We start from the raw sequence: 14,982 nt of genomic DNA on the forward strand, positions 1-14,982 counted from the left end.
GTTAACTTCTTTTATTAACCGCCAAATACACTAATAAAACAAAAATGCCGCTTTATAAATAAAGCGGCATTTTTATTGATCATTTTAACTAGCAAGGTTTAGCCGCGAGGAATAAAACCGAGTGCATCGTACACAGCTTTTAACGTACCTTCGGCTTGGCTGCTGGCTTTTTCTGCGCCACGCTTCATGATGTTATTAAGGAGTGTTTGATCTTCTCTGATCTCTTTAAAACGCGCTTGAATTGGCTCAATCATTGCCACTACAGCATCTGCAGTGTCTTTTTTCAGATGGCCGTACATTTTGTCTTCGTACTCTGGCACTAAATCTTCAATTGAACGTTTAGTTGCCACACTTAACAAGGTAAGTAAATTTGACACTCCAGGCTTTTCAGCTCGGTCAAAGTAAATACGCGCTTGTTCGTCTGAATCGGTAACTGCTTTTTTCAGTTTTTTCTCAATCTTTTTTGGCTCATCTAACATCATAATAAAACCATTTAGATTTTCATCCGACTTAGACATTTTTTTCAGCGGATCTTGCAAACTCATTACTCGCGCACCAAACTCTGGAATATACGCTTGAGGTATTTTAAATACCTCGCCATACAGGTTGTTAAAACGTGTTGCGATATCGCGGGTTAGTTCAAGATGTTGCTTTTGATCTTCCCCTACCGGCACTTGCTCTGCTTGGTATAATAAAATATCGGCCGCTTGTAATACTGGGTAAGCAAATAAGCCCACGTTAATATTGTGCGCGTGCGTTGCCGACTTATCTTTAAACTGGGTCATACGATTAAGTTCGCCCATTTGTGCATAACAATTTAATACCCAAGCAAGTTGTGCATGCTCTGGTACTTGCGATTGCACAAATAACGCGGCTTTTTCTGGGTTAATACCACAAGCAGTATAAAGCGCTACACCATCTAAAACGCGCGAGCGAAGTAATTCAGGGTCTTGACGCACAGTTACTGCGTGAAGATCTGCAAGCATAAAGTAGCTATCATAGTCTTCCTGTAACTTTAGCCACTGGTTAATAGCGCCAACATAGTTGCCTATTGTCATACCACCGGTTGGCTGCACGCCACTTAAAACTACTGGTTTACTCATGATTTTCCTTTATTTTGCTTAATTAACAGCACTTAGCGCTGTGTAAGAACAGGTATTATATCTAAGAAGTTATCGCATAGGTACTGTGGATTATAGTCCTTAAGGTTTTCACCTTGATTATAACCATAGCTCAGTGCAATAACGTCAATTTTAGCTGCATTGGCAGCTAGTATATCGCTTTTAGAGTCGCCAATCATAATCGCTTTACTGGGCTCAACATTTAGTTTATTACAGGCAAATAACAACGGCTCTGCTGATGGCTTTTTAGCCATGTCATCACCACAAATTATTAGCTCAAAATGACTCGTTAAGGCTAACTTATCCAGTAATTTTTCGGTAAATAAACGATCTTTATTAGTGATCAATGCCTTGGGCATACCACGTAGGGCAGCAAGCCCAGTTTCAACATGTTGGTAAAGTACGCTATATTCACCTACTTGCTGTTCGTAATGTTGGTAAAATAATGTAAATGCTTTATCGCTAAGTGCTTTATCTAAATGCTCACTTATTTGCATTTCGCCACTCAGTGCGCGTTTTACTAATACTTCTATACCATTGCCAACCCAGCTTTCTACTAAGCGCTGGCTAACAATCGGAAATGCTAAGTCGCTCAAAGTAAGATTAAGTGCTATGTATAAATCGTATACACTATCTACTAAGGTACCATCTAAATCAAACAGGGCTAGGTCGTACTTCATTATTTAACACTTCCTAATTGCTCACGCATTTGATCGATAACTTCTTGGTAATTTGGCTGGTTAAAAATGGCTGAACCCGCTACAAACATATCAGCACCCGCCTCTGCAGCAGCGGCAATGTTATCGACTTTTATTCCGCCATCAACTTCTAAGCGTATATTGCGACCCGATTCTACAATACGTTGTTTTGCTTGGCGTAGTTTTTCTAAAGTATGCGCAATAAAGCTTTGCCCACCAAACCCTGGATTAACCGACATTATTAAAATAACATCAATTTTATCCATCACATGATCAAGAAAGCTCAAGCTAGTACCTGGATTAAATACTAAACCAGCTTGGCAGCCATGATCTTTTATTAATTGTAATGTGCGGTCAATATGCTCACTGGCTTCTGGATGAAAAGTAATAATTGAAGCGCCGGCCTCGGCAAACTGAGGAATAAGGCTATCAACTGGTTTAACCATTAAATGCACATCAATAGGCGCTTTAATACCGTAATTTCTAAGCGCTTTACACACCATAGGGCCAATGGTTAAGTTAGGCACATAGTGATTATCCATCACGTCAAAGTGAACCACATCGGCACCCGCAGTAAGTACGCTATCAACATCTTCGCCTAGTTTAGCGAAATCAGCAGATAAAATAGAAGGGGCTATTAAGTATTTTTTTTCTGGGTTCAACATAGTTAATCCGACAATGAATAATATATTGCGTTAATGTAACTTAATTAATGATGTTACCCAAGTAATCGCGACAAATATAATGGCTTAATAAAAATAAAGATTATTGATAAGCCTTTATTTTTATTCGACTTTAGAAGCTAATGCTAAAATTTAAGTTTGTTATTTAAGCAATTTTTGTTATGCTTAAAAAAGGATCAAATTATTAGGTTTAAATCATGCGTGCTTTTAAAACAGGGATATTAATGGCGTCAGCATTTTTGTTTGTTGGAGCGTTAAATTTTATCTCAAGTTCTGAGCAAGATTTAACGGCAATTAACAATTGCCAGCAAAAACAAACAACTTCTACAGATACAGCTGTAAGTGCTTGCCTTAAAATAGTAGATGAATCGTCTTGGTCTTCATGGATAACAGGCGATAGCCGCAGTGCACAGTTTCATTATTTAGATTTATTAGAGTTACTTACAAGCTCTGGTGATTCTAAAAAGCTTCCCTCTTTAAAACCATCATTTTAAACATGCGACAATTTTTTAGCGCCTTACAAAGTGTACTTGCTGCATTTTTTGGGGTGCAATCTAACCATAAACGCCACGCAGATTTTAAACACCACTCGCCAGTTAGCATTATCATAATAGCTATTATGCTTTTTATTGTTTTTATTATTTCGATTTACGCGATTGTTGTTTCGGTGCTAAGTACATAGCCATTAGTTCGCTCACTTTATTACGCGATCCGCCTTTAGGGCTAATAGTACGCTTTACCTGAATTTGATCTAATGTTGCTTGGCTATAAATTTTACGCGTCCATACCGTATCATGGTTAGAGATAAGCACTGGAGTATCGTTTTCAAACGCCGCTTGCTCGGCTAAATTTGCTAAATTTGCTTGATCATCTAAATTAAAACCGCCCTTAGCATACGAGGTAAACGAGGCTGTTTTACTTAAAGGCACATACGGTGGATCACAATAAATAACTGCATTTTTAGGTACTAGTTTAAAAATGTCATCGTAATCAAGGCAGGTAAACGTAGCCTGTTGCGCTTTTTTAGCAAAAAAGTACATTTCTTTTTCGGGAAAATAAGGCTTTTTGTATTTACCAAAAGGTACATTAAAAATACCCTTTAAGTTATACCTACAAAGCCCGTTATAACCGTGTCTATTCATATATAAAAACAGCATTGCGCGTTCGTATATATCGCTACTTTGATTAAATTGCACGCGGTATTCGTAGTAAGCGTCGGGATGATTATTTAAATCCACAAACAGCTTTTTAGCATCACTTATAAACTCATCGGGCGAGTTTTTAAGTTCTTTGTATAAATTAATTAAATCGGCATTAATATCATTAAGAATATAGTGTTTAAAGTCGCTATTTAAAAACACTGAGCCGGCACCAACAAAAGGTTCAACCAAAGTATCAGCCTGCTGGCTAGCTTGCTTTAGTCGCGCGTTAATATCTTCAACTAGACTGTATTTTCCGCCAGCCCATTTAAGGAAGGCTCTACTCTTTTGCTGCATTGGCTCTTTACTTCAATCTGGTGTTGCGCGATTTTACACTAAAGTTGCTTAGTTTACTGATCAACTAATACAATTTCTTGTTTTATTTTGCTTATTTTTTTATAGAAAGGCTTATTTATTTTAACCTCTGCAGACAAAGCGCTCATAGCTAACTTTGCAGCATTCATATCAGTAAAACTACCCACTGTTACCACCCACCAAGTTTTATTGTTTCTTTTAGTTTGATAGGTATGCGCTACTTTTTGTAGTTTATGCTGGCTAATAAATTCAGCACTGACTTGTTGCTGAGTAATCGCTAATAATTGAATAACTGTATTTGTGTCTGGCTGTTGTAAGTACCATGCATTACCTGTGAGTATTTTGCTCTCAACCTGAGCTGAAATATTACTGTGTGGCTGCGTTGCTAATACCTTTGGCTCTACCGATGGTGTATTTTTAGAGCTGGGAATTGTTTGCTTCGCAGTCAGACTTTGCATAATTGCAGGCACATCATTATGCGCTGTTTGTAGCTCAACTATGCTTGCAGGTAAGTTAGGTGACGCTGCAATAACGCTATTGTCGCTAGCTATCGCTAATGGCTGCTGTATTTGCTTAACCGAAATTGCCGTTGTGAGCACTTCAGGCTCAGCTTGCTGATAATATTGTTGCCACCATTGAGTCATGTCTGATTTATATAACAAGCCTATTATTAAAAACAGAATAATTAACATCAAAATTAATAAGTGTAAACGCCAAGATACTTTATCTTTTACAACAACATCCGCTATATGTTCTGTTGCTTGCCAGCTCAGTAATAAATTAGGATTACCCTGAGCCGCAACTATAAAAGCTTGGTAAACTGGGTCTTCATCATAAGGCAGGTCGCTAAAATACCAACGCATTAACTGCTTACTTTCGCCCTGGTTTAATGGCTCTAAGTGAATGTTTATTGCCGCTGCAAAGGCCAGTTTTGACTGCGCAGCAAGCATAATATACAGCGTACTGGGGGAGTTTTTAGCCAGTAGTTCTAACTCTACCTGCAATTCTTCTGATAAGTGCCTGGCGTTATCTAGCACCCATAAACAAGGGCCACAAGCTTGCTGTTGTAATAATTGATAAAAGTTTTCGGATAGGCTCAAGCTATGATCAATTAAAGGTGCATTAAAGCTTTGCTCTAATAGCTCGCTCATTAATTGAATGTCTGTCATTTGCGCTGTTACTTGCACAAATGCTTTATTAAAATCGTTATATTTATCAGTAATAAAAGTTTCGAGTAGGTAGCTTTTACCTAGGCCAGAGGTGCCTAGTAAAACAATCAGGTTTTGTCCGTACTCAAATTGCAGTGCGATTCTATCCACCAATGCCGCACGGCTTGGTAAAATTTGTGGCTGCATTATTGCTCGATTAACGCTCGAACTTGGTCATCTGAAACATCATCCACTAATGCACATTGTCCAAATTGGGTGGGCAGAATAAAGCGGATAGTACCCTTTTTATTCTTTTTGTCTTTACGCATATGCTGCAAAAAATGCTCGCTGGTCATTACCGCCGGGATCTGCGTGGGTAAGCTATATTGCGCAATTAAACCAGAGATACGCGTAACGTCCTCAGCGGTTAAATCTTGGCGTGTATATGCTAGTTTTGCAGCAAGTACCATACCTGTTGCTACTGCTTCGCCATGTAGCCAAACACCGTACCCCATTTGCGCTTCAATTGCGTGCGCAAAGGTATGACCTAAGTTTAATAGTGCTCTTAGGCCTTGCTCTTTTTCGTCTTGAGCTACAATTAGCGCTTTAATTTCACAGCACCTATAAATTATATGCTGTAAACAGGCTTCATCTAATTGCTGTAAACGCTCAACATTTTGCTCTAAGTAAGCAAATAGCTCAGTATCGTAAATCAAACCGTATTTAATCACTTCAGCCATACCGGCTGCAAACTCGCGCGCAGGTAAAGTATGTAATGATTGTGTGTCGATAAAAACGGCTTGTGGCTGATAAAATGCCCCAATCATATTTTTACCTAGTGGATGATTTACCGCTGTTTTTCCACCTACCGACGAATCAACTTGTGATAATAGTGTCGTTGGCATTTGAATAAAGGGAATGCCACGCTGATAACATGCAGCAACAAAACCAGTTAAATCACCAACAACGCCGCCACCTAATGCAATTAAGCAGGTGTCACGACCACAGTTATTTTCGAGTAAAAATGCCGATATTTTTTCAAACCAAGTAAGCGATTTATATTGCTCGCCATCAGGAATAATAAAGTGCAGTGGATTCAATGTTGCTAACTGCGCTAATAAGCCTTGTAAATACAAAGGCGCAATAGTGTCGTTAGTAATGATGATAGGCCGACAATCACCAATGTGATGAACTAGGCGGCCATTATCTTGAAGTGTAGATTGACCAATATAAATAGGGTAACTTCGCTCGTCTAAATTAACAGATAATTCAAGCATGCTTAGCTATTTCCTTTAATATTAGTAATTAAAAATCCAGTTTCTCGATGATTTGGTTAGCAACAACTTTAGCGCTTTGCTCATCAGTGCGTACAACAAAATCAGCCACTTCTTTATATAACGGTTCGCGTTCTTCTGCTAAACGTTCTAATACATCACGAGGTGCTTCTTCTGTTTGCAGTAATGGGCGACGCTTGTCGCGTTGTGTGCGTGCAACTTGTTTTTCAATCGGTGTCTCTAGGTATACTACAATACCGCGAGCCGAAAGCTTGTTTCTAACTTCTTTACTCATTACTGAACCACCACCGGTTGCAAGTACAATACCCTGCATTTCGGTTAGATCGCCAATAACAGATTCTTCACGAAGTCTAAAGCCTTCTTCACCTTCAAGATCAAACACCCAGGCAATATCTGCACCGGTACGGCGTTCGATTTCTTGATCAGAATCAACAAATTCAAGGTGTAATTGGTCAGCGATGTGACGACCAATCGTACTTTTGCCAGCCCCCATGGGGCCAACTAGAAATATATTACGTTTCTCAGCCATATCTTTTAGTACAAACGAACTCTAAAATTTGAAATAAAACCCCGCCTAACGACCTGGCCCCAAAATTAAGGAGAGGATTATCTCAGTAATCGGTTGGGTATTTCAAGTCAATTAGCATAAAAAGCCATATAACGAGCAATTAATCTAAATAATCATCCATTAGTTAACAAAACATTAGCTTATTTTAGGGAGTATTTATTTTTCATGGTTAAAATTTGTGCAATCCAAAGTTGTATTTATCAAATTACTGATAACTTTACTACGTAATGTTATGTAAAACTCACACAGTAAAGCGCAAAATAACACTAGAGTGCACCCGAAGGGCAGCGCATGTTGGTTTTATGCTGCTATCGCATATTTTGGGAAGTAACCACACTGCATATTCTCTACTTAGTAAACTAAGTAGAGTGCTGCAAAATCAATATTCAAATATAATCACGTCCTAATCAACTTGTATCTTAGGAGTGACGAAAATCAGTAGTTCACGCTTTTCGTTAAACTCACTGGTACTTTTAAACAGTCTTCCAATGTATGGAATGTCGCCCAATAAAGGAACTTTTTTGGTCGAATTAATAATTTGCTGTTGAAAAATACCACCCAAAACAACTGTTTGGCCATTTTCTACCAGTACCTGCGTTTCAATTTGTTGCGTATCAATTGCAACCGCAGGGCCTGTTCCGGTCTGTACTGTATCACCTCGGGTATCTTGAGTGATAATTAAATTCAAAATAACTTTGTTATCAGGTGTTATATGCGGTGTTACTTCTAAGCTAAGTACTGCTTTTTTAAAGCTTACTGTTGTCGCACCACTAGAGGCTGATTCAACATAAGGTATTTCGGTACCTTGTTCAATCCTCGCCTTTTGCTGGTTAGCCGCAGTAATTCGCGGACTGGCAATAATTTCACCTTTATTTTCTTCTTCAAGCGCAGTTAGCTCTAAATCAATTAACGTACCATTAGCTAGTTTAGCAATATGCATACCTATGCTAGCTGAAGGATTGGCAACCGGCAGGTTTACATTTAATCTATCAGACAAGCTTGGAATATTACCATTAGAGATGTTTTCAGCCCCCTCTAGGGTGCCTGAAATACCATCGGTTCCTTGCTGATCACTAAAGCCCCAACGTACCCCTAAATCTTCTGTAACGTTGTCGCGTACGGTTACCATGCGCGCTTCAATTACAACCTGCTTTACGGGTATATCTAGCGTTTCGACCATGCGGCGTACGCTTTCGATACTTTTTGCCGTATCTTTCATTAATAATGTATTGGTACGCTGATCAACCGACACACTCCCTCTTGGGGTTATAATGCTGTTAGTGTCCGTTTTTAGTAAATCTGCAAAATCTTCGGCCTTTGCATAATTTAAGCGAATGTACTCGCTGTACAAAGGCTCTAAATCTTCTACTTGTTGCTTTGCTTTTAAATCTTTTGCTTCACGTGCTGCAAGCTCTTCTGATGGGGCTACCATTAAAATAGAGCCATCCATACGCTTATCAAGGCCTTTTATTCTGAGTACCACATCAAGCGCTTGATCCCAAGGCACGCCATCTAAACGTAGCGTTATATTGCCCGTTACAGAATCACTGGTTACTAAGTTAAAGTCGTTGTATCCGGCTATAATTTGCAAGACTGCACGTACCGAAATGTCTTGAAAGTTCAGGGTCATTGGTCGACCTTGATATTCTTTACCACCATCAAGGTAAGCATTTTGGGTTTCGTCTTTCTCAACATTTAAGGTAAAAATATTATCTATTTGCTGATAAGTAAACGTAAATGCTGCGTTTGGCTCAATAACAATTCGGCTCAGGTTATCTTCTTTAAAGGTTTCTATATTGCTTACGATAGTACCAAAATCAAGTACATCTAATTCGTATAATAAATCATCTAAAATATCAGTGTGATGAAACTCTGCAATAATTTTACCGCCACTTTCATGTACTTCTATTGCGGCTTGAGTATCTTGCAAAAATACCAATACTTTAGCTTCGCCCTTTTCACCACGGCGAAAATCAATAGATTGAATACGATTAATGTAACTACCGCCAATGCTATCTGCAGCATCATCAGTCGTTAGCGCTTGCTCGGTTAATGGATTATCAGAGATACGCAGCGAGACCAGATTATTATTAACCTGGGTTTCATAAATTTTCAAACGCTCAAGATGTACCGTTACTTTTAAACCGTTACTTGTCATTACGCTGGTTACATTATTTATTCCAGCCAAATTAACAGCAACATCGGCTAACCCTTGATCTAACTGTGCATTGGTAAACAGCATTTCTATACGCGCTGGGCTATTGAACACTTGAATACTTGGTTGCTGGGTTAATTCTTCATCAAATACCAGCTGTAATTCGGTTTCGCCTTTTAATAATGGATTATAGCGCACGTCATAAAGTAGCGGCTCAGCTACCGCAGTTTTGGCTATTAATAGTGCAAAAATCACTAATAAAGCTGACAATACACGATGAAGCGAACCTACATCCTTATACATATTTGTATGACCTTTTTTGTTATTAATTTGCGCCATCAATTGTCGCCTCTAACATTTCTAATTTAGTCTGACGCTCTTTCCAACAGCCAGATCCATCAGGGATTAATTCTATTAACTCAATATAGTCACTACTCACTTTTTTTACTTTTCCGTCGTAAGCGCCCAAGTAACTCCCTACGGTTACTCTATGCAGCGTTGCATCAGCAGCAGTAATAAGTGCCCATGTTTGGCTATTAGAGCCTAATGTGCCTTTCATCGCTAGGTTATCTAGCGGATATTTTTCTAATGGCTCACGAATTCTATCTGGATCTGGGTGCAAACAGTTTTTAATTTGCGTTAACTTATTTTGTATAATTTCAGGTTGTGGAGCTACAAATGGGCTACGCAATTGACCTGCATTGTATTCAAAATACTCAAACTGAATGAGCTCTGGTATTTTTTCCACTCTGGGGGTTGTACTTGCTTTTACCTGATCAATAAATTCTTTTTGTTCAGAAGTGTCACTATTACAGCCACTCAATAACATTGTAAAAATAGCCACTAAAGGGAGTTTATTCATTATTTAGTCCCCTCTTCGTAGCGATAAGTTTTTGCAATCACACTAAATGTTAACTGCTTTTCTCCAGATGATAAAATAGAAAAGTCATGTAAACTAACAATTCGCGGTAATTGAGCCACTTTACCTACAAACTGACCAAATTCATGGTAGGTCCCTACCACTTCTATTTTTATTGGCAGTTCGGTATAAAATTCTTTTTCAACTTCAGGCAACCAACCAATTTTTAAAAAGGTTAAGCCACTGGTAGTACCCACATAAGATAAGTCATCTAATAAGCCTGGGGTTTCATTAGAGGTTGGTAGGCGTTTTAATAGCTGAGAAAACTTATCTTCCATTTCAATCATTTGCAGCCGATAAATATCTAGTTTACTGGCTACCGCATATTTGGTGCGATAAGTAGTGCGCAGCTCCACCTCTTTGGCTACCGCGTTGTGATAACTGTCTATTTCATCCGAAACTAATAAGCTATAGCTAAAAAACAACACTAAACCCGCAATAAAAGCACCGCAAATAACTTTAACAATAACCGGCCATTCACCTATATTATCAAGTTCTATTTCATTCCAATCTATATCTTTAAAAGCTTTAAAATCAAGGTTCATCATGTACCTCGCCAATTTTATCGAATGGTTTTACATAAAATTCCATATTAAAATCACTCAACAAACGCGACGATTTATCGCCAGCAACAATACCTTGCATTACTGGGCGCTCTAATAAATAAGAACCTTGCACTTCACGTAACAAGGTTGAAAGGCGATTATTTGATTCGCTTTTTCCAAGTACATGAATTTGATTACCGCGTCGCTCTAGCTTAGTTAAATAAACCCCTGCAGGTACTATTTTTGCGACTTCATCCATAATTTGCGTGCCTAAATTACGACTCCTTTGCAGGTTTTCAATTAAGCGCATACGCTGCTGCAGGTTTTCTTTTTTCTTATCTAGCTCTCTAATGTCTCTTATTTCTTTATCTAGCATACTTATTTCTGCACTAAGGTAATTGTTTTTTAGATTTTGACCCTCTTTTAAAGCGCCATAAAATGAGCTCAATAAATACATACTCAAAAAACACAAAACAACAACTGCAATTAATGAAGTAATAAACTTCTTTTTTGAGTCTTCACGCTGTAGTTCACGCCAAGGCAGTAAATTTATATGTGGCATGATGAAAAGCTCCTCAAAGCGAGTCCTGTTGCAATAGCAAATTGCGTGCGATGACGCTGTAATACATTACGGTCAACTCTAGGAGATATTTCCATATTTACAAATGGCTCGGCTACAATTGTGTGTATACCTAACTCTTCGACTAATAAGCGCTCAAAACCGCTAATCATAGCTGTACCACCGGTTAATACAATATAATCTAGCTGATCTTTACCCGTGGTGGTTAAAAACATTTGCACCGCGCGGCGCACTTGTTGTAGCAAGGCTGTTTGAAAAGGTGCAAGTACTTCAAAGGTATAATTTGGCGGTAAGTCGCCGGTTGCTTTACCAATTTCAGCTTCATCAAAGCCTTTATTATAATAAGTAACAATACTATTAGTGTATTGATCGCCACCAAACACTTGGTCGCGGGTATAAATTGTATCGCCCGCTTGCACTACACTTACGAGTGTTAATACCGCGCCAATATCGACAATTGCAACGCACTTATTAAATGCATCACTTGGTAACTGTTGATAGTACACATCCATTGCTCGGCTTAATGCGTAGCTTTCTACGTCAACCACTTTAGCAACTAAGTTAGCCGCTTCTAACGCGCCAACACGTGCTTCAACGCTTTCAGTACGCGCAGCCGAAAGCAATACATTCATTTTACTAGGATCGGCGGCATTGGTTGATAGCTTTTCAAAATCAAGATTAACTTCATCTAATGGATAAGGAATTAAGCTGTCTGCTTCAATTTCAATTTGCGATTCTAATTCAGCGTCACTTAAGGTGACATCCATGAAAATCACCTTGGTGATCACGGTCTGGCCTGAAACAGCCACCGCAGCTTCTTTTAGTGATTTAGGTAATTTTCGTTTTAATTTAGTTATTACATTACCAATTGCTTCAATATCTTGAATAGTACGCTCACTCATGGCGCCTTTTGGCATAGGTTCAATTGCAAGTGCTTCTAATCGAAGCCCAGTGTCTGTTTCACTTAACAGTACAGCTTTGATAGAGTGCGATCCTATATCAATGCCTACCATCATCGGCGATGGCTTTTTAAATAGTTGACTTAGCATGTTTGCAACTTTGCCTTTGTTTTAATAATAAACAAGTTATAATTCTTATCTGAAAAAATACTATTCATTTTTTAATCAATATATACTAGCAGCCTCAACTTGTAATTGGGAGTCCATTTAGGGAAATATCAGTGATTTTATTAAAAAGAACTTTACAATTTTTTATCATTTGCACATTATTTGGACTGATCACTTTGTTCAGCCTTTATTATTACGTTAAACCTGATATCCCAAGTGTGCAAGTTTTAAAAGACGTGCAATTACAAACTCCTATGCAAGTATTCACTAAAGATGGTCTGTTGATCAATCAATTTGGTGAAAAACGACGAATTCCGGTCACAATAGACCAAATACCACAACCCCTCATTAATGCATTTTTAGCCACCGAAGACAGCCGCTTTTATGATCACCTTGGTATTGACCCAATAGGTATAGTCCGCTCTGCGCTTGTACTTATATCTACCGGAGAGAAAAAACAAGGCGCTAGTACTATTACTATGCAGCTAGCACGTAATTTTTTCTTAACCCGCGAAAAAGCCTACATTCGTAAAGTAAAAGAAATTTTTATCGCGATACATATTGAAAACTTATTAAGCAAAAACGAAATTCTTGAGCTGTATTTAAATAAAATTGAATTAGGTAATAGGGCGTTTGGTATTGGTGCAGCAGCGCAAGTTTATTACGGTAAAGAACTAAAAGACTTAACCCTTGCGCAAATGGCAATGATTGCCGGCCTGCCAAAAGCACCTTCAGCGCTTAATCCTATTCGCAATCCAGTGCGTGCTAAAGCGCGTCGTAATGTCGTACTTGGTAGAATGTTGTCTGAACGTTATATAACCCAAAGCGAATATGAAGAGACTATTAATCAACCTATAACGGCCGTTTTTCATGGCGCTGAAATAGATTTATACGCACCTTATATATCTGAAATGGTGCGTGCAGAAATGGTTGCTAAATACGGTATTGATAAAGCGTACAACTCTGGCTTTAAAATATTTACCTCGGTAGAATCCCACGTTCAACAAGCTGCGCAAACGGCTTTAGTAAATAACTTACATAGTTACGATATGCGCCACGGTTTTAGAGGTCCAGAGCGTTTATTATGGGATGCGCAAACACAACCAGCATTAAGCCAAGCACAAATTCTTAACCAGCTAAAAGACGTAAAACAGCTTGGCGACTTACAAGCAGCAGTGGTATTGGCGGTTAACGAAAAAACAGCCGACGTTTTACTAAAAAATGGTGAACTGGCAACACTTACATGGGATAACTTAAAGTGGGCACGTAAATATATTACGCGTTACCGCCAAAGTTTTGCTCCTAAAGCTGCAACTGAAATATTAGTACCAGGTGCACAAATATGGCTACGTAAAAACGACGATAATAATTATTTATTGAGTCAAATTCCTGAAGCCTCTAGTGCCATTGTGTCTTTAGACCCTCAAGATGGCCGTATTAAAGCAATTGTTGGTGGTTATAGTTTTGAGCAAAGCCAGTACAACCGTGCAGTGCAAGCTAAACGCCAAGTCGGCTCAAACATTAAACCCTTTATTTACTCTGCAGCTCTGGAAAAAGGCTACACTTTAGCATCCATTTTAAACGACGCTCCAATTAATCAATGGGATAAAAGCCAAGGTATTGCATGGCGCCCAAAAAACAGCCCTGCAGTTTATAATGGCCCAATTCGTATTCGCCGCGCATTGGCGCAATCTAAAAACGTTATTTCGGTTCGTCTTCTACGTGGTGTAGGCTTGCAACGTACTGCTGATCATTTACTTAAATTTGGTTTTGATAATAAAGACATTAACCGCAGTGAATCTTTAGCGCTTGGTAGTGCTTCCATTTCTCCATTAGAACTTGCTCGTGGTATGAGCGCGTTTGCTAATGGCGGGCATTTAATAGAACCGTATTTTATATCTGAAATTCAAGATGCCTTTGGTACAGTGTTATTTAAAGCAAACCCAGCCCTAGCCTGCGATGAGAACACGCAGCCCCTCGCTATCGAAAATAACAGCAGCCTAACGATAGAAAATACTGAGCAAGGTGAAAAAGCGCAGCAAACAGTGCAATGTGCCCCACGTATTATTTCTAAACAAAATGCTTTTTTAATTGCAGACGCTATGAACAGCGCAATTTGGGGCGGCGGAAGCTGGAGCAATAAAACAGGCTGGACGGGGACTGCATGGCGAGCACAGCGTTTAGGGCGTCGTGATTTATCGGGTAAAACAGGTACCACAAACGATTCTGTTGACACTTGGTTTAGTGGTTTTAACCGCAATGTACTCACCTCAGTATGGGTTGGCTTTGACAACCCTGGCAATACTCTAGGTCGTTCTGCTTATAACAACAACCTTGATAGTGGTCAAATAACAGGGGCTGAATCGGGCGCTAAAACAGCTCAACCGGCATGGAATGAATTTATGAGGGCAGCTCTTGATGGGCAACCAGAAGCGCCAATTGAACCACCTGAAGGATTAGTTTCTATTCGTATTGATTTAGCGACTGGCTTATTAAGCCACAAAAATGATTACACTAGCCGCTTTGAATACTTTGAAAAAGGCACTACCCCAACTAGTTATGTGCTTTCGCAGCCAAGCGATATTTTTGAAGAAAACACCAAAACAGAAGAAGAGCTATTTTAACCATAAGCACATCTCTCATTAGCTAAATGGTTAATTACGCTAAAAGAACGGCAACCTCTTTAGGT

General features: G+C 39.0%; 15 protein-coding genes. 3 read left to right on the forward strand and 12 right to left on the reverse strand.

The window, feature by feature from the left end; all coding sequences use genetic code 11:
- Positions 1–98: 98 nt before the first annotated feature.
- The 3 genes from trpS to rpe are packed head-to-tail and all read right to left on the reverse strand — an operon-like array spanning position 99 to position 2,484.
- A complete protein-coding gene (trpS, locus tag AAEZ22_RS01560) occupies positions 99–1,103 on the reverse strand; it encodes a tryptophan--tRNA ligase (RefSeq protein ID WP_011329353.1) in 1,005 nt (334 codons plus the stop codon).
- A gap of 32 nt (positions 1,104–1,135) precedes the next feature.
- Positions 1,136–1,801, reverse strand: a complete 666-nt coding sequence (locus AAEZ22_RS01565) for a phosphoglycolate phosphatase (RefSeq protein WP_011329354.1) — start codon at positions 1,799–1,801, stop codon at positions 1,136–1,138.
- Positions 1,801–2,484 (reverse strand): ribulose-phosphate 3-epimerase, encoded by a 684-nt coding sequence (gene rpe, locus AAEZ22_RS01570; RefSeq protein WP_352295890.1) that lies wholly within the window; start codon positions 2,482–2,484, stop codon positions 1,801–1,803. The genes AAEZ22_RS01565 and rpe overlap by 1 nt, the downstream gene beginning before the upstream one ends.
- Before the next feature lie 215 nt (positions 2,485–2,699).
- Between rpe and AAEZ22_RS01575 the strand changes: the two genes are divergently transcribed.
- Entirely contained in the window at positions 2,700–2,996 is a 297-nt protein-coding gene (locus AAEZ22_RS01575) for a hypothetical protein (RefSeq protein WP_182683870.1), read from the forward strand.
- 2 nt (positions 2,997–2,998) lie between these two features.
- Entirely contained in the window at positions 2,999–3,184 is a 186-nt protein-coding gene (locus AAEZ22_RS01580) for a DUF2970 domain-containing protein (RefSeq protein WP_041454590.1), read from the forward strand.
- On the opposite strand, the gene AAEZ22_RS01585 is transcribed toward AAEZ22_RS01580, so the two are convergent.
- From AAEZ22_RS01585 to AAEZ22_RS01625, 9 genes are all read right to left on the reverse strand, one after another.
- Positions 3,141–3,998, reverse strand: a complete 858-nt coding sequence (locus AAEZ22_RS01585; RefSeq protein WP_011329357.1) for a Dam family site-specific DNA-(adenine-N6)-methyltransferase — start codon at positions 3,996–3,998, stop codon at positions 3,141–3,143. The genes AAEZ22_RS01580 and AAEZ22_RS01585 overlap by 44 nt on opposite strands.
- 53 nt (positions 3,999–4,051) lie before the next feature.
- Complete coding sequence (locus tag AAEZ22_RS01590) at positions 4,052–5,371, reverse strand: AAA family ATPase (RefSeq protein ID WP_352295893.1); 1,320 nt, start codon at positions 5,369–5,371, stop codon at positions 4,052–4,054.
- Positions 5,371–6,441, reverse strand: a complete 1,071-nt coding sequence (gene aroB, locus AAEZ22_RS01595; protein WP_011329359.1) for a 3-dehydroquinate synthase — start codon at positions 6,439–6,441, stop codon at positions 5,371–5,373. The genes AAEZ22_RS01590 and aroB overlap by 1 nt, the downstream gene beginning before the upstream one ends.
- A gap of 28 nt (positions 6,442–6,469) precedes the next feature.
- On the reverse strand, positions 6,470–6,988 hold the full coding sequence (gene aroK, locus AAEZ22_RS01600; protein WP_008466255.1) for a shikimate kinase AroK: 519 nt from the start codon (positions 6,986–6,988) through the stop codon (positions 6,470–6,472).
- A gap of 442 nt (positions 6,989–7,430) precedes the next feature.
- On the reverse strand, positions 7,431–9,521 hold the full coding sequence (locus AAEZ22_RS01605) for a type IV pilus secretin PilQ (protein WP_089368803.1): 2,091 nt from the start codon (positions 9,519–9,521) through the stop codon (positions 7,431–7,433).
- Entirely contained in the window at positions 9,508–10,044 is a 537-nt protein-coding gene (locus AAEZ22_RS01610; protein ID WP_352295896.1) for a pilus assembly protein PilP, read from the reverse strand. The genes AAEZ22_RS01605 and AAEZ22_RS01610 overlap by 14 nt, the downstream gene beginning before the upstream one ends.
- Positions 10,044–10,646, reverse strand: coding sequence for a type IV pilus inner membrane component PilO (locus AAEZ22_RS01615; protein ID WP_011329362.1), 603 nt, complete (start codon positions 10,644–10,646; stop codon positions 10,044–10,046). Before AAEZ22_RS01615 ends, AAEZ22_RS01610 begins: the two co-directional genes overlap by 1 nt.
- The gene (locus AAEZ22_RS01620) at positions 10,636–11,208 is read right to left on the reverse strand and encodes a PilN domain-containing protein (protein WP_011329363.1); all 573 of its coding nucleotides are present in this window, start codon (positions 11,206–11,208) and stop codon (positions 10,636–10,638) included. The genes AAEZ22_RS01615 and AAEZ22_RS01620 overlap by 11 nt, the downstream gene beginning before the upstream one ends.
- Positions 11,196–12,275, reverse strand: coding sequence for a pilus assembly protein PilM (locus tag AAEZ22_RS01625; RefSeq protein ID WP_011329364.1), 1,080 nt, complete (start codon positions 12,273–12,275; stop codon positions 11,196–11,198). The genes AAEZ22_RS01620 and AAEZ22_RS01625 overlap by 13 nt, the downstream gene beginning before the upstream one ends.
- Before the next feature lie 131 nt (positions 12,276–12,406).
- On the opposite strand from AAEZ22_RS01625, the gene AAEZ22_RS01630 reads away from it, so the two are divergent.
- Positions 12,407–14,917: a penicillin-binding protein 1A gene (locus AAEZ22_RS01630; RefSeq protein WP_011329365.1), complete on the forward strand. Its 2,511-nt coding sequence runs from the start codon at positions 12,407–12,409 to the stop codon at positions 14,915–14,917.
- Positions 14,918–14,982: the final 65 nt, after the last annotated feature.

Origin of the sequence: Pseudoalteromonas sp. 20-MNA-CIBAN-0454, from assembly GCF_040308685.1 — a bacterium.
GTDB classification, from domain to species: Bacteria; Pseudomonadota; Gammaproteobacteria; order Enterobacterales; family Alteromonadaceae; genus Pseudoalteromonas; species Pseudoalteromonas nigrifaciens.

Excerpts from the sequence above, each read along its gene's own strand:
- trpS (WP_011329353.1), bottom strand. The coding sequence starts at position 1,103 with ATGAGTAAACCAGTAGTTTTAAGTGGCGTGCAGCCAACCGGTGGTATG.
- AAEZ22_RS01565 (WP_011329354.1), bottom strand. The coding sequence starts at position 1,801 with ATGAAGTACGACCTAGCCCTGTTTGATTTAGATGGTACCTTAGTAGAT.
- rpe (WP_352295890.1), bottom strand. The coding sequence starts at position 2,484 with ATGTTGAACCCAGAAAAAAAATACTTAATAGCCCCTTCTATTTTATCT.
- AAEZ22_RS01575 (WP_182683870.1), top strand. The coding sequence starts at position 2,700 with ATGCGTGCTTTTAAAACAGGGATATTAATGGCGTCAGCATTTTTGTTT.
- AAEZ22_RS01580 (WP_041454590.1), top strand. The coding sequence starts at position 2,999 with ATGCGACAATTTTTTAGCGCCTTACAAAGTGTACTTGCTGCATTTTTT.
- AAEZ22_RS01585 (WP_011329357.1), bottom strand. The coding sequence starts at position 3,998 with ATGCAGCAAAAGAGTAGAGCCTTCCTTAAATGGGCTGGCGGAAAATAC.
- AAEZ22_RS01590 (WP_352295893.1), bottom strand. The coding sequence starts at position 5,371 with ATGCAGCCACAAATTTTACCAAGCCGTGCGGCATTGGTGGATAGAATC.
- aroB (WP_011329359.1), bottom strand. The coding sequence starts at position 6,441 with ATGCTTGAATTATCTGTTAATTTAGACGAGCGAAGTTACCCTATTTAT.
- aroK (WP_008466255.1), bottom strand. The coding sequence starts at position 6,988 with ATGGCTGAGAAACGTAATATATTTCTAGTTGGCCCCATGGGGGCTGGC.
- AAEZ22_RS01605 (WP_089368803.1), bottom strand. The coding sequence starts at position 9,521 with ATGGCGCAAATTAATAACAAAAAAGGTCATACAAATATGTATAAGGAT.
- AAEZ22_RS01610 (WP_352295896.1), bottom strand. The coding sequence starts at position 10,044 with ATGAATAAACTCCCTTTAGTGGCTATTTTTACAATGTTATTGAGTGGC.
- AAEZ22_RS01615 (WP_011329362.1), bottom strand. The coding sequence starts at position 10,646 with ATGAACCTTGATTTTAAAGCTTTTAAAGATATAGATTGGAATGAAATA.
- AAEZ22_RS01620 (WP_011329363.1), bottom strand. The coding sequence starts at position 11,208 with ATGCCACATATAAATTTACTGCCTTGGCGTGAACTACAGCGTGAAGAC.
- AAEZ22_RS01625 (WP_011329364.1), bottom strand. The coding sequence starts at position 12,275 with ATGCTAAGTCAACTATTTAAAAAGCCATCGCCGATGATGGTAGGCATT.